The sequence below is a fragment of the Nocardia sp. NPDC055029 genome (genome assembly GCF_053608525.1).
The window spans coordinates 22,284-43,627 of the sequence record NZ_JBSGVQ010000048.1 but is presented as its reverse complement, the minus strand read 5'-3'; the positions used below and the strand labels follow the sequence as shown (position 1 = coordinate 43,627).

The following is a 21,344-nucleotide window of genomic DNA, read 5'->3' as shown; positions in this document are numbered from 1 at the left end:
GCGTCAGTAGTCGAAGTCGGGGTCCGCGAACAACCGACAGGCGAAGGCGATGCCCGCACGGAAGTCGTCGTTGATCCCGTCCTCGTCAAGGCGTTTTGCCGTCGCCTTCAACAGCGGGTCTTTCTGGAGCGACGGGTGGTCGTCGAGGAACTCGTGGATGCAGGCGTCCGGGGATGCGCCCCCGAAGGACTTGCGGTCGATCTTCGGGCCGCCGACGAACATGTCCCTGATGTGCTGGGCGATGTCGGTGCGGGCCTCATCGGTCGCGCGCTGCCGGATCTCCTCTCCGAGCCCGGCCAGCTCGTCGGCCAGCTCCGATGCGGACTTCTTCGCCATTACCGCTGTTCTCCCTCTTCGGAATTCGTCGCGGCCGCCAGCGCCGGGGCCGCGGTCGAGCTGCTGAGCTCGGGGACGTACTTGTAGATCGTGGCCCGGGAGACTCCGAGCAGCCGGGCGACCGAGGACACCGTCTCCTCCGGTCTGGTTAGGATCGCGCGGGCCTGGCGGATCTGCTCGTCGGTCATCGCCGGCGGCCGACCGAGGCGCTGCCCGCGGGCCCGCGCGGCGGCCAGGCCCTCGTTGGTGCCCTGCACGATCAGCTCGCGGATGAACTCCGCCAGCGCGGCGAAGACGTGGAACACCAACCGGCCGCCGGGGGTGGTGGTGTCGAGTGCTTCGTGCAGGGAACGGAATCCGATGCCGCGGCGGCGCAGGCCGGCCACGATCGAGATCAGGTCCTGCAGCGAGCGGCCGAGCCGGTCCAGCGACGGCACCACCAGGGTATCGCCGGGGCGCAGGTAGTCCAGGCACGCCCACAGCTCGGCGCGCTCGACGTTCTTGCCGGACTTCTTGTCGGTGAAGATCTTTTGGCAGCCCGCCGCCTTCAGCGCACGCAGCTGGCGGTCGAGGTTCTGGTCGCGGGTGGAGACGCGGCCGTAGCCGACGAGCGCTCCCCCGCCGCCGATCGGGTCGAGGGCGTCGCCGTCGAGGGTCAGCGGTGCCAGGCCGGTGTCGTCGGAAGTCGCTGTCACGCAACGATTGTACAAAAAAGGGTGCTCGGCAGTTGTTGAACACTCTCGATTTACAACACCTTTTTCAACACTGCCGTGTCTCGACCGGCCTGGCGGTTCCGGTTCGGGCGGCCGAGTGTCGTAAAACGATCGTTTCTTGACGCTGCCGCAACGGGTGAGGATGTCGACTAATCCCGAAAGTCCGCGCGTAACACGAGTCTCTGAGGGCGGCAGGCTGGATGATTCCCAAGTATGAACGCCACGCCTCCTGCTCGACGTCGCCTAACCAGGGTGGTTGCTGGGACCCGCGGGAGTGCGCAAACCGTTCAGTCGGGCGTTCGGTTGCGGCGACCGGCGCCCGCGGTGCGTGGATGGCGACGCTGGTCGCAGCTAGGCCGTCGCTCCCTGCTCGGCTTCGTCGGCTGGAGCGGCTGGTCCAAGGTCGCTGCACTGGCCACTGCAGCGACAGCCATTGCAGCGCTGTGGTTCACCGGACAATCCTTGCAATCCACCGAGCAGCAGTACGCCCTGTCCGAACAAGCCCAGGTCACCGAGAGGTTCACCAAGGCTGTCGAGCAACTCGGCTCGGACAAACCTGATGTCCGACTCGGAAGCATCTACTCGCTGGAGCGCCTCGGCCGAGACTCCCCCCAGGATCAACCCGTCATTCTCGAAATCCTGACTTCCTTCGTACGTACTCACGGCGTCACCTGCGGCCAACCGCCCGACAAAGTGTCGTTTCCAGTGGACACCCAAGCCGCCTTGACAGTGATCGGCCGACGAAACACCGACCACGACGGCCCCCGACTGTTCAACTTCAACAACGCCTGCCTCGCTGGCGCAAATCTGTACGGCGGCAACTTCTCCACCATGGCCTTCTTCGACGCCGACCTCACCGGCGCGAACCTGAACAACGCGCGCCTCGTCAATGCGAGCATGAGTCCGGTGCGCCTCGGTAAGGCGGTCATCAACTATGCCGACCTCGTCCGCGTCAGCCTGCAAAACGCTGACCTCACCGGCGTGAGCATGCGTGAGTCGGACCTCACCGGCGCCTACCTCCACCACTCGAACTTCACCGGCGCCGACCTCTTCTATGTGCGCTTCGTCAACGCGAAACTCATCGATGTCAATCTGACCGGCGCAGACCTCACCTACGCCAACCTGACCGGCGCAGACCTCACCGGTGCCAATTTGACCGGGATCTGCTACGACAACAGGACCATCTGGCCCGAAGGCTTCACCCCACCGCAGCCACCGAGCTGTCCCCCTGCGTGACCCATGCCAGGCTCTGGTGGCGAAGCCACGGTCGCAGCGGCCAGGACACAGACCGCGCTGCCCGCTGACCCATCGATTTTCAACGCCGACCGTGTAGGAGGCGGTGAACCGTCGGCGGCCTTCGGCCGAATGAGCTGGGATCTGTTGAAACTTCTTTGTCCAACCGCGTACGCGTTGGCTCGGTCGCGCCTATAACTGTGCGTGTTCTCTTCGCCTCGGCGATCCGTTCTTGTGCTTCCGGGCAGAAGGTGGTCGATGTCCGATCCCACGGACGAACACGCGCTCGGTCGTCCCGCCGACAGTGAGTCCGGTGCCGGCATCGACGCCGAGGAGCTGGCAAGGCTGGAGAGGAAGGCCCGCGATATCGAGCTGCTCGCTGCGGCTCACGAGGCCGGGATCGACAGCTGGCAGTTCAAGGAACTCGAGCGTGAGCTGGTGAAGTACGCGCTGCCGGTAATGCGGGCGTGGATACGTAGCGAGGCCGTGTACGTCAAGGCCTCCGAACTGATCCAGAAACGCGGCGGCTCGTTCTCGGCCACCCCGCAGGAGCGTCGACGCTTACGCAGCGATACGGCGCTGCGCGACGATCTGCTCAACGAGACGCTGGTCGAGGCGATCAAAGGGTTCCGTGCGCAGGTGTCCGCGGGAACCGGATGGGATCCGGACAAGGGCGCCGACATCCGCACCTTCTTCACCAACGGCTGCGTCCTGAAGTTCATCAGTGTGTTCCGACGCCTGCTCAAACCCGCCGACCAACCGGCATGGCATGACGATCTCGATGAGGCCTTCTCCCTCACCGGCGGCAGCATGGTATTCCCGCCTGTCCGGTCGGCTTCCCCGGAAAGCGTCCTCGACGACGTCGAAGGAAACCGCCTCTGGGACCTGCTGACACCGTTGGAACGAGAGATCATCGACGCCAGGCTGGACGGCTACTCGACCAGCGAAATTGCTGAGATCTGCGGATTGCCGACACCCGGAGCGGTACGTGCCGTGCTGCAGCGACTCCGGCAGCGGATGCCGGGACTCTATGCGCGTTTGAAGCTGGAGGAGGACCAGTGACCACCACTCCACCACCAGGCCCGTCCCATTCCGAACGGCAACGGTTCCGCCAGCTCATCGAGGACTCGACCCTCGGCTCCGAGGGCGGGCGCGCGCTACGTGAACGCACCTCCGACACCGAAGTCGACCAGCTCCTCGCCCGCGCCGACAACCAGCGCACACCACCGCCTGACGACCCACCTTCAAGCCGAGACCGGTTGCATCACAAGAAGAAACAGTCACCCGCACGGAAGTCGAAGGGCGACCAGATCCGCGACCGATACGCCGTCGGCGGGGCCCACATCGGCGGTGTGGTCGCCAACGGGGGATCCGTCGTGGTGCGGAACAACGTGATCAGCCGTGCCCGGCGCCCAGTATGGCGGGGTGTGGTCGTGCTGGCGGTCCTGGTGCCGTTGATGGTGCTCGGTGTACGCGTGTTGTTCTTTTCCGACAGTACGCAGGCGCCACCGGTCACGATCGATGCGCAGCTGCTGCGCGCCGATGACCCCGGTGGCACGCCGTATCTGTCGGCACCGCCCCCAGGATCTGCTCCACCCTCGGAGCCGATCACCCCGTTGGTGACTTTGCCTGGAGGCACCAACAGGTATTCGGGCGGGACCGACGGCCTCTACAGCGGTATTCGCGATCAGATGATGGGGGGACGTGAACAGATCATCGACTTCTACCGATCCGACCGTGTGGCGGCCGCGGCGGCTGCGGCGGCTCTCGAAACCGATGCCACGTTGACGTGGTCGGGAGGGCATTTGACCGCCGCCAACCTGGTCGACTATCTGAACGAACTGACCGCGGTGTGGCTACGCGCCGATACCCGCGTCACCGACTACGCCACCAACTGGGGTGACGGCGGCACAGCCAACCAGGTCGTGCTGCAAATGGGGACCGCGGTGCTGATCGATCGAACCGGGGTCCCGCGGATTCGCAGCATCAGCGGATCACCGCTGACCGCGCCCGAACAAGGCGCCACACGCATCCGCTACACCGGTACCGCCTGGCAGGAGTTCTCGCCCGCGACCGTCGTGACGATCACTCCCAGCGCGCCGCTGCAGGCCTTCACGTTGTTGGATCTGCGCGGGGGCCTCCTGTTCTCGCGGCCCAGCGGAACCGTCGGTGTTCAGGACCAGGACGCACCCACCACCACGACACCGCCGGCCACGACGACCACCCCGCCGCCGGTACCGATACCGGGAAGGACTCTCGCCGACGTCGATACCAGCGGGGACTGGCTGCTCGAATCAGAAAGCAGTGGAGTGTCCGGGACGCTCACACGAACGGGGCCGACTTCCTTCCAGTTTCGGACCGACACGACCAGCGAACACGTGGGGTGGGACTGCGAACTGCGTGCCCAAGGCATCGATGCGGCCACGATGAGATGCCTCTCCCTCACCGGGCCTTCGTCGGTGGAGTGGTCCTCCACCGGGAGAGTCACGATCTTGCATGACAACGAGGGGCGTGTCCGGCTCTACTACACCGGGAAGGTCGAACCGGGCATGGGCGTGACAACGATGATCCTGCGCTACCCATAACCTTCCGGGCTGGTATAGGGGGTGGAGTCGCCGCGCGTACGCGAATGCGAGAAACCTCTCAGCACCGCTTCCAGGCGTACGAGTCCCCACGTATCAGGCCTAGGCCCTCATGAAACAGCAAACCCAACAGTGGATTTCGGGGGCTTCCCGACTATCCGCGGGTTGCCGACTACGAGGGAAACTCGATGTTGTCATACGACCAATTGCGCCAGCGGATCAAGTACCTCTACTTCGTGATCTGCGTGCTCCTCAGCCTCCTCAGCGGAGTCATCGGAGCGTGGGTGGCACACAGCGCGGAAAACTCTTGGGCCACCTGTTTTTTCACCGGCGGCGGGATCTTCGCCGGAACGCTCACCCTATTCGTTGGCGTTCTGACATTGCTCTGGAATGTCTAGACAGTCGGGCAGGTAGGCCTGCCGACCCGAAGCCGGTTACCGGCACGGGCCCCGGATCCTCCCGGGGCCCGTCTTGTTTATCTCGCGGACGCTGCTCAACGAACGGGTTGCCGAACACCTCGTTCTGCGAGAACCGTGCCCAACCGGTACGAGAGCCGGCGTTCGCTAGATGTTCGTTTCACGACACATCACCGAGGGGTGCCCTTGGACGGGCACCCCTTCGGCGTGTTCGACCTCGATGAGCCGGACGAGTCAGGGTTTGGCGGCCGCGACTTGCCGGGCCTGGGTCGTGTTGTCGATGTACTTGCCGAGGTCCGCGTTGAGCATCGTTGCCAACTGAATCAGGTCGCCGACTCTGGCGGGCAGATCGGTAGTCAACAGAGGTTCGTGGTGGGCGATCCGGTTGCGGAGGGCGTGGAGCGCGGCCATGGGCTTGTCGACGTCTCGGGCTCGGTCTGTGCCTGCGGGGAAGGCGTGGTGGAGGATCGGCACCCACAGTGTGCTCTCGTGGCCTGCGCTGGTCAGATAGCGCCAGAAACCGAAGGTCAGCTCCGCGACAACCTTGCCAGAGGGCGCCGCTGGTCCACCGGCGTCTTTGCGGGCCTTGGCCAGTATGTTGCGGTTCTGCTGGTTGATGTCCACCTGCTTGCGCTGTGCTCGTTTTCCTCGCGTGCGCAGCAGCGGCGGAAAGGTGACGTTGGGATCGTCTGTCCAGTCCCCCGGCCCTGGCCAGTGTGCTTTCATCACCCGGTCGTAGCTGTTGCGGAGTCCGATCTCGAAATGACAAAGGTCCTGGTGCAGCGTGCTCGCGGCAGTGCTGTTCCACTCGTAGAGCTCCAGCGCGGCCTTTCGAGATCCGCCGCTCGCACGAAGGTAGGTCAACAGCCGACCCGCCGTGAGCCACTCGTCGATCCACCCGCCGTCGTTGTCTGCGAGCCTGAACACACCCTGCGACAAGTCTTTGCCTTCCCCGCTAAACGCATGTAAATTGGATTTCGAACAGCCCCGGTGGGCCGCTGACTCTAGTCATGTCGCCGGGGCTTTGTACTGTCTTGACTACGTTTCGAGGTTCACGCCTCGATCGTTTCGCCCCTCCTCTCTGCGGGCTCCGCTCCTGATCAGTGATGACCAAACCCCTTGGCTTGGTGGCGTTCTCGGGCGTATCCGAGTCCGCGCACGCGACGGACATGTCGGCGTGCTCATGCACCATCGCGGTATGAGCACGCACGATGCCGTCAACACCGCAAACCTCGAATCAGCCCGCCGGGCCGGATGGCCGGAACTCACCGGCACCCCTGCACAGATCGGCTGGGCGGCCACCATCCGGGCAGCGAGGATGCGCGAGTTCGACGCCACCGAATCCGAGATGACCGACGCGGCCCGGGCCGCGCTCCGCAGCGTGCTGCTCGAGGTCACTACCGCCAGCGATTGGATCGACACGCGATCCAACCCCCATTGGCACCTGGTTCTGCTGGTCATCCAGCGATCCCCCGAACAGATCTCCGCGCTCGGCGCGCTATAGCCGATCCGGCGCACGGTCTTCGGTCGCGAGCTGGCTGCGAGCCCAGCCGGTCCGGGGAGTCGTTAACCCAGACGCGCCGCGGCACCAGGTGGGCTGCTGGGGCGCGCCTTCCTGCGTCTGCGCACCGGTGGTACCGACGGTGTCGGCGCGGCCGACGCGGCCGCGGTTATCGGCTGCAGCCTCGCGTCGTTGATCAACGTGTAGACGTTGCGGACCTTCTCGCGGGCGAGGGCACGAGAATTACCTGGGCTGTTCGGCACGAGCCGCTTGGTCACTCGCAGCAGTCCGCGGTCGACCAGTTCCTTGGTGCCCCGCGCACGGGTCGCGGGGGAAATCCCGTACTGGTTGGGGAACTTCTGGGTCGACCACCAGACCTCGGCGCCTTCACTGGCGTGGCTGTTCGACATCACAATCAACAGCATGGCCACCGCCGCCGAAGACATGTCCTGAATGTGGCCGTTGGTCCACAGCGTCAGCGGAATTCGGCTGTACCGGTTGGCCTCCATGGCCTGCTGATACTTCTGCTTCCGCTCATGCGACCGAGTCTTCGAGGCAAGGTCCTGCGCGCGAAAGTGTGAGGTGGACGGCAGCTCGTACGCGGCTCCGGAACCGCTCTCGTCGAGGATCTGAACGATCGATGGCTCACCCGGTTCGCGGACCAGGCGAACCAGCTTGGCGTCCTCGAGTGTGCGAAGCGCATCGATCACCCGCCGCGTCCCCTTGGTCTCGGGCTCGGGAAGCGCCAGCAGCTGCGCCCACTTCCGGGCCGGATAGTCCGTGGTGTGCGGCGCGGCGGCCGACCGCCAGATCAATGCCAAGTACAGCTTCACCGACACTGCTGCTCCCCGCCCGCCGGCCCCGACGAGTCTCGCCATCGGCGACCGCTGCCGCTCCTGGTCGTCCTTGGAGGCGCCAGCTTGGGTGAAGGACCACCGCAGCGGAATCGAGGTCCGCGAACCCGACGTCTCCGCGATGTTCACCGCGATCTCGATCGACGACTCGGGCACGTCCGGGCGTGGACATGGGAGTTTCTCGAATATCAGAATGTTAGGATCGACTCTATCGACCTGGTCAGCCATTTGGAGTCCTCCATACTTCTTCAACCAAACCGGGTCCATCTTATCTACAAACGTAGGTGTAATCAATCTCCTAACCGTGAGTTCACTTCAAGCTAACGCGACAGTCTTCGGGTGCAAGCTTGACATGACCCGCAAACTCCAATGTAGAGAACATATTTGCCTTTGGCGACGGCTGGGAGGTGTGCTACGATCTGATCAAGAGCTTCCGGAAGCGACATCGCAGCAACCGGGGTGGGGTCGACAGCCATTCGACTCACCTCCTCGGCGCGGTCGACACCGGATCTTGAGCGTTGGTGGGCTTCGGTCAGCCTCCAGGCGATGGGAGTCCGGCTTGCCAAGCCGGAGCATCCCCGCCTGGCACCACGTGAACGGAGGGGCGCCCCTGGAAAGGCGCCCCTCCGTCGTTTCCGCATCCGCCTAGGTCAGTTCCGGGCGATGAAGTCCACGACGTTGCGGTCCACCTCGGCGGTGCTGATCTCCAGCACGTCCTCCTGATGGTCGGCCCGGCTGTCGTCGATCTCTGTCGACTCGGGGAGCTCCAGCATCTTGGCCACCCGATCGACCGTGCCCAGGGCCGGGATCGCGTCGCCGGCGGCGGCGCCCTGCAGCTTCCGAGGGCAGTGGCGCAGCAGCTGCTCGACCCGGAAACGCTGGCGCAGTGGTGCGCTCGACTCGCCTCCGTCGCGCCGGCCACCAACTGACCGAGAGTTCCTGTCGGTGCTTGATGCGACACTTCGGGGAATTGCGTGCTCTGTCCCGGAGGTGAAGTCGCATGGCCGGAAACTCTGGTGACCGTGCGGAGGTCAGGCTGGTGGCGCATTGCCGCCGCTGCCACGGCTGGCTGCTGTCGACGAAGTCGATCGCCGAGGGCATCGGCCCTACCTGTGCGATGCGTGAGCGTGCCGAACATGCAGCGGCGTCCACAGCCGCGCTGACGCTGTTCGACCTCGCAGCCTGAGAACATAGCTGGGCCCTCACCCGAGTACCAGTCGGGTGAGGGCCCAGTCTTTTGGTGCGCGGCTACCGCGCCCCGGTCACAGCTCCTCTATGCAGGTGGTCGCGTCGGCGAAATACCGCACGGCCCCCGAGCTGGTAACCCGCTTGCGCCACTGCCCGATCCGCGCGTACCCGGCCACGCCCAGCGTCTGGTCGAGCGCCTCGAGGCTCGCGTCGACCCCGGTATCCAGCCGCACCGATTCCCACCACGATTCGACCGTGCGGCCATGGCAGGTGCCGGTGCCGTGGTCGTAGTAGACCTCGCAGCTGTAGAGGTCGGCGGCCGCGTCGCCGGCGTCGAGGCGCGCGATGACGTAGAGGTCGATCAGCTCGGTCATCGCTCGACCTCGGGGGTGTGGATGTGGCGGCGACCGGCCGGTGCCCGCATCGAGGCTGGGGCAGGTGAGCTGGTCTTCGACTGGTCGGCGCGCACCGACTTGCCGGTGCGCGGTGTGCGACCACCTCGGGCGGAGGCTGTTGCCTGGCGCTGGGCGAGGCGGTCGTCGCGCTGGGTGACGATCGCAATGGTCCGGTTCTCCCACGCGGTGCTGCGCTGGTGCACCGCACGACCGAGTTGCCCGGCCTGCCCGCCGATAGTGTTGATCTGCGCTCGGATCGTGTGCTGCTGCTCCACATCGGCCCCCGCGACCGCCAGGTGGGCGGTGAGGACGTCACGCTGCTGGGTGAAGCGCTGACGAGCCAGCTCCACGCCCTCGGTGGCACCGATAGCCACCGCGTGGATCGTCTCGCCGAGGTCGGCGACGCCGGACCGCACGGCCGCGGCCTGCTGCTCGGTAGCGGTCACGCCGGTGATGCCGGTGTCGTCGATCTGCTGGGTGATCGTCTCGGCGAACGTCTTCTTCAGCGCCGAGGCCGCCTTGATCGCGCGCCGATCGTCGAGGTCGGACTTGCTGCGCTCGTCGGCGAACATCAGCTCCGGCACCTGGTCCTCACGCCGGATCCGGCCCAAGTCGACATCGTCGAGCACCGCGGTGAGCTGGGCACGCTCGATCGGCGCCAAGCCCTTGCCGTCGACGGCGATTCCGCGCAGTTCGTCCCGGGCGGTGGCCATCCGCGCGATGCGCTCGCCCATGTCATCGCTGATCCCGACCTGGTTGCGCTCGTGGGCATCGTCGTCGACGAGGAAGTCGGCTTCGGCGGCCTGTTCCTCGGCGTCGATGACGTAGGCGGCGATCTTTTCGGCCAGCTGGTCGCGGTCGACGTAGTCGGGCCAGGGATTGAGATCGGGCCGATCCCCCGCCTTGAGCGCGAGACCGATCGCGCGCACGATCTGCTGATCCGCCGGTGTCATCACCTCGAGCTCCTCGGTGATGATGGCGCCCGACATCTGTTTGGCGGCGAAGCGGTCCAGCAGCGCGCCGATGCGGCCGCGAGCCTCTTCGCCCGGGTCGACCGCCACAGGCGTGGCGAGCAGGTCCAGGTCCGTGGTGTCCCCGCGCAGGTAGTCGACGGTGAAATCGACCATGGCCCGGTCGGATTCACTGAGCTCGGCCTGGTCGAGGTCGGCGGTGAGCTGAGCACGGCGGGCCTGCTCGGTGTCGAGGTGAGCTCCCGGGTTGGCCGGGTCGATGCCCTGCTCACCGGACCACCGGGCCAGCGCTTCCTCCACCGCGGCCTTGGCCGCCGGGGTGATCGGCGCCGCGGCGAGCATGCCGATCGCGGCCCGCTCACGCGCCCACAGCGCCGCCGCGTCGGAGAACTCCTGTCGGGCAGCGGCATCGTGGCCGCCGTCGATGGTGACCTTCATCGTCTGCGGGTCGATGATCACGCCCCACTCGTGGGCGTAGGAGGCGATGAGCTGATCGGTACGCTCAGCCGCCAGCGCGGAATCCTCACGCCAGGTCAGCGCGTCGACCAGCATCATCGAGCACGCATCCGGGTTGTGCCAAGGGATCTGGGCCATGCGCTCCTCGGCCGCCGTGCGTGCGGCGAAGGTGGTGGGAGCCAGCTCCTCGGTGGCGGCCGCCTGCAACTGCCGGCGGTTGTCGCGGGCCTGGTTGACCGCGACCAGGGCGTGGAGCTGGGCGCGGCGCTGTCCGTGCCCGACCGGATCAGGCTGGTCCTCACGGTCGATGCGCCCGTACCAGTCCTCCCAGTGCGGCGACCCTTCGAGGGCCTCGCGGTTCGTGCGCAGGTGATCCAGCAGCGCCGCGCGGGCCGTGTCGGTCTCGGCGAGATCCCCGCTGTCGTAGGCGAAGTCGAACTCCACTTCCAGGTCGTAGGCGAGATCGTCGGCCGCCTCGAAGTCGGGGACTCCGGCTTCGGGTTCGGGGCTCGTCGGGAGACCGAAGAGGGTTGTGCCCTCAACCAGCGCGTGGACGGTCGCGGCCATATCTGCCGGAATCCTCCCGGCGGCTGCGAGCTGGTCGACCTCGGTCGTGATCGCGGTGATCTCGGCGTCTGCTTCGGCGTCGATGACCGCGTACGCCCCGTGCCAGGTCTGGTCATGCTCCAAGACCGCACGGTGTGCGCGCATGTGGTCGTGGAACTGCTGTGAGGCGTGGACGACGGCGGGATTGGGTTCGCGGTCGACGGCCCTGCCATCAGTCGGCCACGTCGCCAGATCCGCGGCCAGAGTCTCGTCGAGGGCCTTCTCCAGCTGCACAGCCTGGTCGTGGACGGTGGTGTTGTTCATGGTGTTCTCCTCTTGGTGGGTGGTGGTCCAGGCCGGTCCGGGATCGCCGGTCTGGGTCAGGTCGGCCTCGGTGAGGCCACGACGTTCGGCGGCGCGCAGCTTGCGGGCGCGGACGGCTTTGGCGACCGCGTCGAGCTGGGCGGGAGTGGCCACACGCTTGGGTGGGGCCTGGGTGGAGTCGAAGAGAGCGGCCCATATCCGGCGGGCGCGCCCGCGGCGGCTGGTCTCGTGGACCATGACCGCGACCGGCTGTGCGCCGCCGGGGGCAAGGCCTGCGGCGCGCAGCTGGCGGCGGGTCATCAGGTGAGACGGAGCAGCCCGCCACGGGTAGGTGTCGGGCTGCTCATCAGTGGTGCTCATCGCGGAAACGTCACCGGCCCAAGCCCTTTTCGGGGCCCTTACCCGGGCGGCCGCGGTGGTGGGTGCGCGAGACACCCATGCCCGGGGACGTCCGGCGGGAGCCGCCACGGGCGTTGCGCACCGCCGCGCTCGGCGGCCGCGCCCGTCCGGCGTCAGCGGCCATGCGCTGGGCGACGGAGTCCTCACTGACTCCGGCTGCGCGCACGTCCTTTTCGAGGTCGGCGCGCCGTTCGGGACTGTCGTAGTCCGGGCCCGTAGGAGCGGCGGCGGCTGCCGCGGCGCGGGTCACCACGACCACTTCCCGGCGTTCGGCCCACCGGTCGGCGATGCGCTGGGCCGTCTTGCCCGCACTGGCAGACTCCCCCGCCGCGTAGTCGAGGTGGTGGGCCAGCTTGTTGCGCAGCGGCTCGGGCACACCAACGGCGGCGAGCTTGGCGCCGAGCTGCTGGTCCAGGCCCAGACGCTCGTAGTCGGGCAAGGTGCCATGGCCTCTGCCCAGCTCGGTCTGGGCGTCCATCACCCGGCCGAGCTCGGTACGGACCCGACGCACCGTGCCCTCAGGCGCCTGATTCGACTTGAGCATCTGCTCGGCCTGGCGGCGGTGGGCGTAGCTGGTGTCGCGGGCGATGTGGGTGGCGCGGTCGGCGTCGACGGCGGCCGCGGACCGGTCATCGGCCCACAACATGTCCGGGGTCTGGGTCTTCCCGGCCTCGATGTCGCGCAGGACCGCACCGACCTGGTCGCGCTCGTAGACGTGCAATCCCTTGCCGGACTTGAGGGCCTTGGTGATGGCGGCGCGGTGCTTGGTGGCCTGGCGCATCAGCCCGGCCGCGGTCGCGTCGTCGAGATCGGAGGCCTTGCCCGCCGCGAGCTCGGCCTGCGGCGCGAGAGTGGCGTACATGCGGATCTGGGTGCCCAGCTCGTCACGGTCGACGTGGTCGGGCCACAACGCCGGGAACCCCTTGGTCGGGGCCTCGTGGATCGCGCGGCCGCGATCACGGGCGGCTTCCTGGTCCTCCGGGGTCATCACCGCCAGCGCTTCGGACAGCTGGGTGCGGATCGACTCGGTCGGGGCACCGAGGCGGACCCGGTCCTGGTAGCGGCGCAGCAGATCGTCCACGCGCGGCTTGACCTCCTCGCCGTGGTCGACCAGCGCCTCGGGCAGGCGGCGCAGCTCGGCGGTGGGCTGCACCGCGCGGGTCTCGGCGAGATCGGCCATCGGCACCACATCGCCGGGGCGGCCGAGGTAGACGGCGACGAAACGGGCCTCGGTGCGCACCTTTTCGGGCACGCCCTTGTCTTCCATGACCTTGGTCAGCTCGGTCAGGGCCCGGGCGCTGGGGTGCGATCGCCAGGTCTCGATCGCCGCGTACAGCTCGGCCTTGCGGTCCTCCTCGATGCCCTGGGTGTTCGCGACGAGCTCCACCATCCGCTTCTGTGCGGTGGCCAGGCGGGCGGTGGCCGCGCGGTCGGACTCGGCACCCATGAGCGCTCCGGCCAGATCCGGGGTGGTGCCTGAAGTGACCTCACCGGACACCGGGTCGACCCGAACGCCGAAGCGCAGGTGCACATGCTGGCTGAGCTGGGTCATCATCTGGGCGGCGAACTGCGAATCCTCACGCCAGGCCGTCGCATCGGCGATCGCTTCAGCCACCTGAGTCCGGCTGGCGTTGACCAGGCCGGCGTCGGCGATCTTCGACAACCGCGTCTCCACCGCCTTGCGCTCGGCGGCGTGCCGCGCGGCGAGCTCCTCGGCAGCCTGCTCGGACTGCTCCTTGGCGACCCGCTCGGCGTGGGCGCGCTTTTCGGCCTGCTTGCGGGCGACCTCGGTCAGCTGCGTCATCAGCAGCCGCATGAACGTCGACCAGTGCGACCCGATCGAATCGACCTCATCGCTGTGGGTTTGGGGGACATCGCCGGACATGGCGAGCAGGTACTCAGGCACGGGGGCTCCTTCAGGGGTGACAGATGGAGCAGCCGAGACGGTGGAGGTCTCGGCTGCTGGAGTGGAATCGGCCTGCGCTGCAACAGCGGTGGGACCGGGGGTGTAGGGGTCCAGATGCGGGATCGGGACCAGCTCGCTGATGTCGTGGCCACACATCAGGTGGTCGTGCAGGTCCTTGCCGGTCGCGGCCTGCACGACCCGTACCCGCCCGACCAGGCCCGCCAGGGTCGACATGACCCGGTCGGCGCGCCGGTATCCGGCGGTGTCGTGGTCGGCGACGATCACGACCGTGCCCGCACCGGCGAGCCACTTCGAGTGCTCCGGGCCCCAGACCATCGCGCCACCGGCGTTGGTGGTCGCGGTCAAACCGGCCGAAGTTGCTGCCGCGGCGTCTTTCTCGCCTTCGACGATGTAGATGACGCCGCCGTCGGCGATGGTTTCGAGGACCTGCGGCAGCTGGTACGGGATCGGTTCGAACCCGCCCTTCTCCATCGCGCCGGACTCGGAGTTCCAGTGGCGCTGGGTGAACTCCTTGTCGCGGCCGTGCTCGAACTGGGCTTCCTTGCGGATGACCTCACCGGCGACGGTGCCGTCGGCGCGGACGTAGGGGTAGGCCTCGACGGTCTTCCACGACGAGGTCTGGCGCCCCAGATCCGGGCGGCCGGGCTGCTTGGGCGGCAGCCCCGCGGCTTCGAGTGCCTTGTCCGAGCGCGAGGCCGGCCGCTGGGTCGGGCGGGGCCGATATGCGCGGCGGCCCCGCCCGGCGGCGCGGCCCAGGCGCCGATCGAACATGTCCTTGACCTCGAGACCGACAGCCTCGAGGACCTGCTCGTTCTCGCACCCGGCGAAGCAGCGGACCACAGTGCGCTGCTGGCCCTGGTCGTACCTGACCCCCAGGGACGGCTTATGGGCGCGGCCGTCGCCTTCATGGCTCGGGCAGCAGTACTTGGTCCAGTCGCCCGACGGCTTGCCCTCGCCGACCCGGGATTCCAGGGCGGCGGTGATCGTCTCCCACGAGCCCTTCGGCTGCTGGCTGGTCATTCGCCGAACTCATCGATCGCGACCACCACGCGGGCCCGGCCGGTCGACGGTGGCGGCAGGTACAGCCCCGACGCCGTCATGCCCGGCTCGGGGCCGTCGTGAGCGTGCCCATCGGCGAACCAGCCAGTCGGCGCGGGCACGGTCGGCAGCCGCTTGAGCGAGTCCTTGTGCCCGTCGGCGACCGAGCAGTACTTGAACACACCCTCCGGGTCGTACAGGGCCGCCATCAGCGGATCAGCGCAGGTGGTCCACCACGTCGCCATCTCCGAGCCCGCACCCAAACGGGCTTCCTCCCAGGCCATCCAGAGCGCCTCGAGGCGACCCACTGCCTCGGAGTGGTCCCACCACTGCGGGCACCAGCGGATCTTGGCCTCGGTGCCCTTGCGGGTGACCTCACGCCGATAGGTGTGCACGAGGTACTTCTCGACGAACTCATCCAATTTGGCGTGGTGGAGCTTGCGCTCCTCCTCTTCCGGCTTCTCCTCCTGCGCAGGCTCGGGCTCCGGATCGGTGCCACCAGTGCTGGCCGCGACCGCGGCGGCGGCATCGGGGTTGACCGCGGCTTCGGCCTCCAGCAGCGCGGTCTCACGCATCGTCGCGACGACCTCGTCGGTGAGGAAGTCGTTGATCGCGCCTTGGGCGATCTCCTTCGCGGCGGCGGTGACCTGGGTGTTGACCGCCTTGCGCACCGCCGCCGACATCGTCGCGGTCAGGTCGACCCCGCCGAGGGTCGTCGCGGCCTCAGCGGCGTCGACCGTGTCGACGGCCTCGGTGGTGGTGTTATCGGTCGTGGTCATGCGGACTTTCCTTCCTGGTGGGGGTTGGGGACGACGTGCAGCGTCGGGCGGGCCGGGGGCCGCATGGTGGAGGCGAGTTCGTCGAGCGCCGCGCGGATCTGGGGCGCGTAGGGGCGGTCCATCCACGGCACCGTGGCGCCGAGCATCGGGGTGTGCCCGGAGAGGAAGACCACGACCCGGCCCTTGGGCAGGGCGGCGAGATCGCTGGCGTGGAGGGTGATTTCGCTGGTGCGCGAGGTCGAGGTCGACTGCGACTTCGAGTTCTGGCCCTGGCCGCGCGAGGTCGACGTCGAGGTGGTCAGCTCGTAGTGCGGGCCGATGAGCTCGGAGCGGTCACGCAGGAATCCGGCGTCGTCGAGACCTGCGCCGAGGACCTTGATGTTGGCCGCCGACCACAGCGCCAACATCCCGTCGGGGCCCCAGCAGCGCACACCCTGAGCCCAGGACTGCAACACGGTCATCACGACGATGCCGCGAGACCCGAAGTGGGAGTACTGCTTCGGCAGGTCACGCCACTTGACGATGTTGGCGGCCTCGTCGAGCACCACCAGCAGCGGAACCGGCATCCGGCCGGACGGGTAGCGGGTGCCCAGCTCGGCACCGGCGAAGGTGATGGCCTCACACAGCGCCGCCACCAGCGGGCCACCGGAGCCGGGGCCTTCCTTCGACAGCGGGTAGAGGGTGTCGCGCGAGTGCACGAAGTCAGCGACGTTGAACTCGCGGCGGGCCCGCTCCCCCTTGGCCGGCGGGCACACCCACGGCGCGATATGGGCGTACTGCAGGCAGCTCGCCATCTTCTTCGCCGTCGAGAACACACCGGACTTCTGCTTCTCGGGAGCGTTGTACTGGTCGGAGAGCGCACCGGAGACCAGCTCGTAGCCGCCTGCGGACACGATGTCGATCGGCTCCTGGTCCGAAGCCTTGGTCACCCACATGAACACCTGCGTGATCGGCCTCTTCGCCAGCGCGGCCGCCAGAATCAGCCCGGACAGCAGGCTCTCGCCCTCGGGCTCGAAGAACGCGTCCTTGGAGTCGGTGTCACCGCCAGAGGCGAAGTGCGCGGCCAGCATCGCCGCCCGCACCTGGGCACCGCGGCCGCCGTCCTCACCTGCGACCCACGCGATCGGATCCCAGTACCAAGTGCACGGCTCCTCGGCCACGCCCTGCGGGTCGAACACGTGGGTATCGCCCCGCTCGGCACGGATCTTGCGGGTCGCGTCGACCACATCGCGCTTGTTCGACGTCGCCACGACCGCACCGATGGCCTCGACCACGGCCGGGATCACGCGGCTGGTGGACTTGCCCGAGCGCGGGCCCCAGATGTCGATGTGCAGGTCCTCGTACGAGCCGTAGATCGGCTCCTGCGCACCGGAGACGTTGCGCGCCACCATCACACCGGGGGCGTCGCCAGCGTCCATCTGCACGCCCAACGAGGTGGCCTTCTTCAGGATCGCGGCGCGGTGCAGGTCGGCGAGCTCGCGGCCATCGGCCATGTAGCGGGCCTGGGCGTCGATCTCGCGGGCCGCGAGCTTGGCTTCGCGGCGCTGCTCCTTGCGCTCGCCGCGACGGTCGGCCAGCTGGGAGCACTTGCGGCACGCGGCACGCCAGCCCCACACCGACCCGACCGCGCCCGCGGCGACGGCGGCGGCCAGGGTGACCGCACCGCCGGTCGCGGCGCCGGTCCAGTGCAGCTCTCCGAGTCCCAGCTGGATCGCCAGCTTCACCGGGTTCCACGGGACGTCCTGCTGCACATCGGCATACAGGGCCTCACCGAGAGTGATGCTGGTCCGGGTCGCGGTCGAGAGACCGAGCACAGCCCCTACAGCGACCAACTCCTTGTACTCGTCGAAAGTCGTGGAAGTTCCGGGGTTCTTCACGCGGCGGTCCATGCCGCACCTCCTAGGTCGGCCCACACGACGCGGGTGGCGCCGTCGTGGCCGTGGATGGTCTGGATGTCGTCGATGCAGTCGGCGGTGACGGTCGTGCGCAGCTGGCCGCGCCAGCGCATCGAGACCGTCCCGTCGGGCCACACCACGCCGTCGGCGACATGACCGACACCGGAGAACCCCGTGACGTCGCGGTCACGGAAGAGGCGGAAAACCCGCACCTGAGCGCCGGTTTCGGTCATGGCCATCACGCGACCGCGACCTGGTCTCGGTCACCGGCCGCGATCGCGGCCAGCTCGTCGGCGGCAGCCGCACGCGCCACGGCGTAGCGCTTGACCGCCGGGGGCGGGGTCAGCACTCCGGCCACGACGGCTTCGGTGATCAGCCGGTCAGCAACCAGCGGGCCCGCCCAGCTCGCGCACTGGCGCAGCACCGGGCACTCCCTGCACACCCCGCGGGCCCGCGCCAAGGTCACCTGGTCGGTCGGCTCGGGGAAGAACACGTTCGTCGGCACGGTGTTGCAGGCGCGGTTGGCGGAAAACGCCGGGTCCAGCGCGGTTTCGGTGCTCATCGCTGCTCACCTGCGTCCTGGCAGAACGCCGCGCACACCGGCATGGTGCGGGTCACCGGCACCGTGGAGACCTGCACCGGCGCATCGGGGTAGGTGTGGCTCGGGAAGGCCAACACGACCGCGACCATGACCAGCACAGCCAGGCCGATCACCGCACCGAACGCGGCGGCGATGGCCTTGATCGGGTTGCTGGTGCCCGCGCCGGGCCCGACCGGCACGTAGATGTCGACGTAGCGGTTGCGCATCACACCTGCACCTCCCGCACCCGGGCGACCAGCTTCGGGTCGGTGACCAGGGCGTAGAGCTTGGGGTCGGCCAGGCGGTCGGCGTCGATGCGCTGGGTCCGCGCCGAGGTGATCCGGGCAGCCTCACGCATGACCACCCGGTAGGTGACCTCGCAGTGGGTGCGGCCCTTCACATCGGTGGTGGGCTCGGCGATGTCGGTGACCAGCAGAACCCGAGCGCCATCGCGGTAGATGTCGGTGTAGAGGTGACCGACGGCGAGCTGCACACCCTTGGCGGTGGTGAAAGTCTTGGTCATCGCGATCACGCCCCCACCGGCATAGCCAGGTAGCCGAGGGCTTCGGCAGCGGTCAAACCGAGAGCGGCCGACCACCTTTCGACCTCCGGCTTGTCCGGCGCGATGGCGATCTGCAGGGCGGCCTCGGCCTGCTGCTGGGTCAGGTGGCGACCAGGCAGGTAGTCGACGACCCAGCGGCCCTCGCCCATGGAGTCGGCGTGGTGTTCGGTCGCCTCGCTGACCATGTGCCCGTCGGCGACGTAAACCGCGGGGATCGTGGGAGCTGCAGCGCGGCGCCCGATATCGCGGCTCCAGGTAGTGGGGATATTCATCGCCCCACCGCCGAATCACCGGTCTCGGCGGTGGCTCCCAGGCTTGGCTGGGGCATGGGGGTGGCCAGGTCGAGCAGCTCGGCGCGGCTGACGCGGATCTGATTCGACGCCATACGCCATCCGGTCAACTTGCCCTGGTCGATCCATCGCCGGAGCGTTCGCGAATGGACGCCCACCAGCGCGGCACCTGCGGACAACCGGATCAGTTCATGAGCGTCTGCGTCCCTGCGCATCTGCGGATTTGTCACGACATTTACTCCCTTGCCGTAATAGAGGTAGCTCTATTGGAGCAGGAAGGTGGAGGGTCGTCAATAGAACCAGCTGTAGTGCCGATCCCGTCTGGCAAGGTGAGTTATGGCTACTCTTAACGAGGCGACAAGGAAGGAGCACGGCGATGGCGGCTATCGGCGGATACCGGGAGTTGGCAGCGAGTCTTCGCACTGCGATCCAGCAGGGCGAATACGCGCCTGGCGCGACGTTGCCCAAGCAGGATGAGTTGGCTGAGCGCTACGCGGTCAACATCAAGACCGTGCGCCAGGCGATCAACCTTCTGGAGTCGGAAGGCCTGGTGACCCCAATCAGACGGCGGGGCACCGTGGTCCGTGAGCGGCCACCCATGCGCCGTCTGGGCGCCGATCGGTACTCGAAGAAGAAGTGGAAGTTCGGCGACACCGTGGCTTTCGTGGCTGATCGGGAAGCATCTGGCCGTCCATGGCAGCTCACCGACCAAACGCAGACCGTTCAGCTGGTCGAGGCCGACAGCCAGGTCGCTGATGCATTCGGGTTGGCGTCGGGCAGTCTCGTGTACGAACGAGCACGACTGGTGAAAGATGCCGACCAGCCAACGCACACACTGACGAGCTACTACTTGCCGACACACGTGGCGGGTACACCGCTGGTCGACCCAACTCCCGGGCCAGCCGGCCGCGGCGGGGGCTTCGCCGTCCTAACCTTGCAGGGCTTCGAACCCGACCACATGACCGAGACGATCTTCGCTCGGATGCCGACACCCGACGAAACCGAGCAACTGAACCTCCCCGCCGGCGAGCCGGTGATGGTGTTGACTCGCCAGACCTACACCGCTGACGACACTCTGGTCGAGTTCGCCCGCGGAGTTCACGCTGCATCACGGTTCGCCTGGACCTACAGCTTCGACCTTCCAGACTGAGGAGGGAACCCATGCCTTCGATTGCTATACCTGACAACCTCTGGGCCGAGGTCGAAACGCTGTGGGACTACAACCAGCTCGCCCAGGAGATGCGTCCAGTCGACGTTGGAATCGGGCTCGGGAGCCACGATCTGGGTGTCGCTACCTACACCGCTGACCTCTACAACCAGGGGATGTTTCCGCTCGTTGTGTTCACCGGCGCGAACGCGCCAACAACCGTGGATCGTTTCCCTCGAGGCGAGGCGGTCCACTATCGCGAGCACGCTATCGGTCGAGGTGTTCCCGACAGCGCAATCCTGGTGGAGCCCAACGCAACCAACACGGGCGAGAACATCGACTTCACTCGTGCGGCCTTGGATCAGCACGGTGATCTGAGCTGGATCCGGTCAGTGATGCTGATCTCTCGGCCGTACCAGCAGCGTCGTAGCTTCGCAATCTGTCGTAAGAGGTGGCCTGAGGTCGAGGTGCTCTGCTCGTCTCTCCCGCTCCCCCTGGACGATTACGTGCGCTCGATCGGCGATGCCGACCGGGTGATCAACATGCTCGTCGGTGACACCCAACGGATCTGGGTGTACGCCGAGCGTGGGTGGGCGATCGTGCAGGACGTGCCTGACGATGTGCGCGAGGCGTACGACCGTCTCGTTGCGGCTGGCTACACCAGTCGGCTCCTCCTTGCAGACGAGTAGCGCTGCCAGAGCCAAATTTGTTCGGTACGTTCGCCGATCCGGCTGTGCGGCTCCCCCCGGGTGGCCAAGCCAGAGACAGAAAACTCTCGATCACGCTGGGGCGATGCAGGTTCCACACACGCTGTGTGACATGAGGTCCTTGCCCTTCGACCCCCGGACAACAATGCTGATCACGGGGATGTCGGCGCGCCGATACCCTTTTTCAGAAAAACTCATGTAGGAATGCGGGTATGTCGACCACATCTTCCCGACGCGGCCGCCCCTCCAAGGGGGTCAGAGTCGTGTCGATTACAACCCGACTCCCTGCAGAGGTTCGAGAGGATGTCGACAGGATCGCCGCGGAGACAGGGTCAACCGTTAGCCAAGTCATCGCAGACCTGGTTTCGCGGGCAGTTGGACGAGGCGACCTCGTTCTTGAACTACAAGATCCGCTTCCGGGGCTCGCCAGCTAGCGCGCTGACCGCCGCAACCCACTCTCTCAAAGGAGTTCACGCACGATCTTGACCACACAGGCGGATGCCTG

At 67.2% G+C, this 21,344-nt stretch carries 25 protein-coding genes; 9 read left to right on the top strand and 16 right to left on the bottom strand.

Annotation, left to right across the window (positions count from 1 at the left end):
* Nucleotides 1-3: 3 nt before the first annotated feature.
* Entirely contained in the window at nucleotides 4-336 is a 333-nt protein-coding gene (locus ACWF9G_RS30330) for a hypothetical protein (RefSeq protein ID WP_452519539.1), read from the bottom strand.
* Nucleotides 336-1,031, bottom strand: a complete 696-nt coding sequence (locus tag ACWF9G_RS30325; RefSeq protein ID WP_452519538.1) for a recombinase family protein — start codon at nucleotides 1,029-1,031, stop codon at nucleotides 336-338. Before ACWF9G_RS30325 ends, ACWF9G_RS30330 begins: the two co-directional genes overlap by 1 nt.
* Nucleotides 1,032-1,373: 342 nt before the next feature.
* Between ACWF9G_RS30325 and ACWF9G_RS30320 the strand changes: the two genes are divergently transcribed.
* The 4 genes from ACWF9G_RS30320 (at nucleotide 1,374) to ACWF9G_RS30305 (ending at nucleotide 5,262) form a co-directional block, all read left to right on the top strand.
* Nucleotides 1,374-2,285, top strand: a complete 912-nt coding sequence (locus tag ACWF9G_RS30320) for a pentapeptide repeat-containing protein (protein ID WP_452519537.1) — start codon at nucleotides 1,374-1,376, stop codon at nucleotides 2,283-2,285.
* Between the two features lie 255 nt (nucleotides 2,286-2,540).
* A complete protein-coding gene (locus ACWF9G_RS30315; RefSeq protein WP_452519536.1) occupies nucleotides 2,541-3,344 on the top strand; it encodes an RNA polymerase sigma factor in 804 nt (267 codons plus the stop codon).
* On the top strand, nucleotides 3,341-4,867 hold the full coding sequence (locus ACWF9G_RS30310) for a DUF6777 domain-containing protein (RefSeq protein WP_452519534.1): 1,527 nt from the start codon (nucleotides 3,341-3,343) through the stop codon (nucleotides 4,865-4,867). Before ACWF9G_RS30315 ends, ACWF9G_RS30310 begins: the two co-directional genes overlap by 4 nt.
* 185 nt (nucleotides 4,868-5,052) lie before the next feature.
* On the top strand, nucleotides 5,053-5,262 hold the full coding sequence (locus ACWF9G_RS30305) for a hypothetical protein (RefSeq protein ID WP_452519532.1): 210 nt from the start codon (nucleotides 5,053-5,055) through the stop codon (nucleotides 5,260-5,262).
* Nucleotides 5,263-5,514: 252 nt separating this feature from the next.
* Here the strand turns inward: ACWF9G_RS30305 and ACWF9G_RS30300 are convergent, their stop codons facing one another.
* Nucleotides 5,515-6,207, bottom strand: coding sequence for a hypothetical protein (locus tag ACWF9G_RS30300; RefSeq protein WP_452519531.1), 693 nt, complete (start codon nucleotides 6,205-6,207; stop codon nucleotides 5,515-5,517).
* A gap of 271 nt (nucleotides 6,208-6,478) precedes the next feature.
* On the opposite strand from ACWF9G_RS30300, the gene ACWF9G_RS30295 reads away from it, so the two are divergent.
* The gene (locus ACWF9G_RS30295; protein WP_452519529.1) at nucleotides 6,479-6,784 is read left to right on the top strand and encodes a hypothetical protein; all 306 of its coding nucleotides are present in this window, start codon (nucleotides 6,479-6,481) and stop codon (nucleotides 6,782-6,784) included.
* A 62-nt stretch (nucleotides 6,785-6,846) separates the two neighbouring features.
* On the opposite strand, the gene ACWF9G_RS30290 is transcribed toward ACWF9G_RS30295, so the two are convergent.
* Together ACWF9G_RS30290 and ACWF9G_RS30285 are read right to left on the bottom strand one after the other, a co-directional pair.
* Nucleotides 6,847-7,863 (bottom strand): hypothetical protein, encoded by a 1,017-nt coding sequence (locus ACWF9G_RS30290; protein ID WP_452519528.1) that lies wholly within the window; start codon nucleotides 7,861-7,863, stop codon nucleotides 6,847-6,849.
* Nucleotides 7,864-8,285: 422 nt separating this feature from the next.
* Nucleotides 8,286-8,417, bottom strand: a complete 132-nt coding sequence (locus ACWF9G_RS30285) for a hypothetical protein (RefSeq protein WP_452519527.1) — start codon at nucleotides 8,415-8,417, stop codon at nucleotides 8,286-8,288.
* Between the two features lie 218 nt (nucleotides 8,418-8,635).
* Here ACWF9G_RS30285 and ACWF9G_RS30280 point away from each other — a divergent pair, with 218 nt between their 5' ends.
* Complete coding sequence (locus ACWF9G_RS30280) at nucleotides 8,636-8,821, top strand: DUF6011 domain-containing protein (RefSeq protein ID WP_452519525.1); 186 nt, start codon at nucleotides 8,636-8,638, stop codon at nucleotides 8,819-8,821.
* 76 nt (nucleotides 8,822-8,897) lie between these two features.
* Here ACWF9G_RS30280 and ACWF9G_RS30275 read toward each other — a convergent pair whose 3' ends face one another.
* Genes ACWF9G_RS30275 through ACWF9G_RS30225 form a run of 11 tightly spaced genes read right to left on the bottom strand, consistent with a single transcriptional unit; the run spans nucleotide 8,898 to nucleotide 19,200 of the window.
* On the bottom strand, nucleotides 8,898-9,197 hold the full coding sequence (locus ACWF9G_RS30275) for a hypothetical protein (RefSeq protein ID WP_452519524.1): 300 nt from the start codon (nucleotides 9,195-9,197) through the stop codon (nucleotides 8,898-8,900).
* Nucleotides 9,194-11,875 (bottom strand): RRQRL motif-containing zinc-binding protein, encoded by a 2,682-nt coding sequence (locus ACWF9G_RS30270; RefSeq protein WP_452519523.1) that lies wholly within the window; start codon nucleotides 11,873-11,875, stop codon nucleotides 9,194-9,196. The genes ACWF9G_RS30275 and ACWF9G_RS30270 overlap by 4 nt, the downstream gene beginning before the upstream one ends.
* Before the next feature lie 10 nt (nucleotides 11,876-11,885).
* A complete protein-coding gene (locus ACWF9G_RS30265; protein ID WP_452519521.1) occupies nucleotides 11,886-14,861 on the bottom strand; it encodes a toprim domain-containing protein in 2,976 nt (991 codons plus the stop codon).
* Nucleotides 14,858-15,658, bottom strand: coding sequence for a DUF4913 domain-containing protein (locus ACWF9G_RS30260; RefSeq protein ID WP_452519520.1), 801 nt, complete (start codon nucleotides 15,656-15,658; stop codon nucleotides 14,858-14,860). The genes ACWF9G_RS30265 and ACWF9G_RS30260 overlap by 4 nt, the downstream gene beginning before the upstream one ends.
* Complete coding sequence (locus ACWF9G_RS30255) at nucleotides 15,655-17,547, bottom strand: type IV secretory system conjugative DNA transfer family protein (RefSeq protein WP_452519518.1); 1,893 nt, start codon at nucleotides 17,545-17,547, stop codon at nucleotides 15,655-15,657. The genes ACWF9G_RS30260 and ACWF9G_RS30255 overlap by 4 nt, the downstream gene beginning before the upstream one ends.
* A complete protein-coding gene (locus tag ACWF9G_RS30250) occupies nucleotides 17,532-17,786 on the bottom strand; it encodes a hypothetical protein (protein WP_452519517.1) in 255 nt (84 codons plus the stop codon). The genes ACWF9G_RS30255 and ACWF9G_RS30250 overlap by 16 nt, the downstream gene beginning before the upstream one ends.
* 5 nt (nucleotides 17,787-17,791) lie before the next feature.
* The gene (locus ACWF9G_RS30245) at nucleotides 17,792-18,115 is read right to left on the bottom strand and encodes a WhiB family transcriptional regulator (protein WP_452519516.1); all 324 of its coding nucleotides are present in this window, start codon (nucleotides 18,113-18,115) and stop codon (nucleotides 17,792-17,794) included.
* The gene (locus tag ACWF9G_RS30240; protein WP_452519514.1) at nucleotides 18,112-18,360 is read right to left on the bottom strand and encodes a hypothetical protein; all 249 of its coding nucleotides are present in this window, start codon (nucleotides 18,358-18,360) and stop codon (nucleotides 18,112-18,114) included. The genes ACWF9G_RS30245 and ACWF9G_RS30240 overlap by 4 nt, the downstream gene beginning before the upstream one ends.
* The gene (locus ACWF9G_RS30235; RefSeq protein ID WP_452519513.1) at nucleotides 18,360-18,656 is read right to left on the bottom strand and encodes a hypothetical protein; all 297 of its coding nucleotides are present in this window, start codon (nucleotides 18,654-18,656) and stop codon (nucleotides 18,360-18,362) included. Before ACWF9G_RS30235 ends, ACWF9G_RS30240 begins: the two co-directional genes overlap by 1 nt.
* A gap of 5 nt (nucleotides 18,657-18,661) precedes the next feature.
* Nucleotides 18,662-18,967, bottom strand: a complete 306-nt coding sequence (locus ACWF9G_RS30230; RefSeq protein ID WP_452519511.1) for a hypothetical protein — start codon at nucleotides 18,965-18,967, stop codon at nucleotides 18,662-18,664.
* Entirely contained in the window at nucleotides 18,964-19,200 is a 237-nt protein-coding gene (locus tag ACWF9G_RS30225) for an excisionase family DNA-binding protein (protein WP_452519509.1), read from the bottom strand. The genes ACWF9G_RS30230 and ACWF9G_RS30225 overlap by 4 nt, the downstream gene beginning before the upstream one ends.
* Nucleotides 19,201-19,361: 161 nt before the next feature.
* Between ACWF9G_RS30225 and ACWF9G_RS30220 the strand changes: the two genes are divergently transcribed.
* The 3 genes from ACWF9G_RS30220 to ACWF9G_RS30210 all read left to right on the top strand — a co-directional run bounded on the left by ACWF9G_RS30220 (nucleotide 19,362) and on the right by ACWF9G_RS30210 (nucleotide 21,273).
* Entirely contained in the window at nucleotides 19,362-20,135 is a 774-nt protein-coding gene (locus tag ACWF9G_RS30220) for a GntR family transcriptional regulator (RefSeq protein WP_452519508.1), read from the top strand.
* A gap of 11 nt (nucleotides 20,136-20,146) precedes the next feature.
* The gene (locus ACWF9G_RS30215) at nucleotides 20,147-20,821 is read left to right on the top strand and encodes a YdcF family protein (protein ID WP_452519506.1); all 675 of its coding nucleotides are present in this window, start codon (nucleotides 20,147-20,149) and stop codon (nucleotides 20,819-20,821) included.
* A gap of 230 nt (nucleotides 20,822-21,051) precedes the next feature.
* Nucleotides 21,052-21,273, top strand: a complete 222-nt coding sequence (locus tag ACWF9G_RS30210) for a ribbon-helix-helix domain-containing protein (protein WP_452519505.1) — start codon at nucleotides 21,052-21,054, stop codon at nucleotides 21,271-21,273.
* Nucleotides 21,274-21,344: the final 71 nt, after the last annotated feature.

Bases quoted from the DNA above. Each gene is read 5' to 3' on its own strand.
- ACWF9G_RS30305 (WP_452519532.1), top strand. From the start codon at position 5,053: ATGTTGTCATACGACCAATTGCGCCAGCGGATCAAGTACCTCTACTTC.
- ACWF9G_RS30245 (WP_452519516.1), bottom strand. From the start codon at position 18,115: ATGAGCACCGAAACCGCGCTGGACCCGGCGTTTTCCGCCAACCGCGCC.
- ACWF9G_RS30295 (WP_452519529.1), top strand. From the start codon at position 6,479: ATGAGCACGCACGATGCCGTCAACACCGCAAACCTCGAATCAGCCCGC.
- ACWF9G_RS30265 (WP_452519521.1), bottom strand. From the start codon at position 14,861: ATGACCAGCCAGCAGCCGAAGGGCTCGTGGGAGACGATCACCGCCGCC.
- ACWF9G_RS30235 (WP_452519513.1), bottom strand. From the start codon at position 18,656: ATGACCAAGACTTTCACCACCGCCAAGGGTGTGCAGCTCGCCGTCGGT.
- ACWF9G_RS30250 (WP_452519517.1), bottom strand. From the start codon at position 17,786: ATGACCGAAACCGGCGCTCAGGTGCGGGTTTTCCGCCTCTTCCGTGAC.
- ACWF9G_RS30260 (WP_452519520.1), bottom strand. From the start codon at position 15,658: ATGACCACGACCGATAACACCACCACCGAGGCCGTCGACACGGTCGAC.
- ACWF9G_RS30270 (WP_452519523.1), bottom strand. From the start codon at position 11,875: ATGAGCACCACTGATGAGCAGCCCGACACCTACCCGTGGCGGGCTGCT.
- ACWF9G_RS30215 (WP_452519506.1), top strand. From the start codon at position 20,147: ATGCCTTCGATTGCTATACCTGACAACCTCTGGGCCGAGGTCGAAACG.
- ACWF9G_RS30210 (WP_452519505.1), top strand. From the start codon at position 21,052: ATGTCGACCACATCTTCCCGACGCGGCCGCCCCTCCAAGGGGGTCAGA.
- ACWF9G_RS30330 (WP_452519539.1), bottom strand. From the start codon at position 336: ATGGCGAAGAAGTCCGCATCGGAGCTGGCCGACGAGCTGGCCGGGCTC.
- ACWF9G_RS30230 (WP_452519511.1), bottom strand. From the start codon at position 18,967: ATGAATATCCCCACTACCTGGAGCCGCGATATCGGGCGCCGCGCTGCA.
- ACWF9G_RS30280 (WP_452519525.1), top strand. From the start codon at position 8,636: ATGGCCGGAAACTCTGGTGACCGTGCGGAGGTCAGGCTGGTGGCGCAT.
- ACWF9G_RS30315 (WP_452519536.1), top strand. From the start codon at position 2,541: ATGTCCGATCCCACGGACGAACACGCGCTCGGTCGTCCCGCCGACAGT.
- ACWF9G_RS30290 (WP_452519528.1), bottom strand. From the start codon at position 7,863: ATGGCTGACCAGGTCGATAGAGTCGATCCTAACATTCTGATATTCGAG.
- ACWF9G_RS30240 (WP_452519514.1), bottom strand. From the start codon at position 18,360: ATGCGCAACCGCTACGTCGACATCTACGTGCCGGTCGGGCCCGGCGCG.
- ACWF9G_RS30275 (WP_452519524.1), bottom strand. From the start codon at position 9,197: ATGACCGAGCTGATCGACCTCTACGTCATCGCGCGCCTCGACGCCGGC.
- ACWF9G_RS30225 (WP_452519509.1), bottom strand. From the start codon at position 19,200: ATGCGCAGGGACGCAGACGCTCATGAACTGATCCGGTTGTCCGCAGGT.
- ACWF9G_RS30220 (WP_452519508.1), top strand. From the start codon at position 19,362: ATGGCGGCTATCGGCGGATACCGGGAGTTGGCAGCGAGTCTTCGCACT.
- ACWF9G_RS30255 (WP_452519518.1), bottom strand. From the start codon at position 17,547: ATGGACCGCCGCGTGAAGAACCCCGGAACTTCCACGACTTTCGACGAG.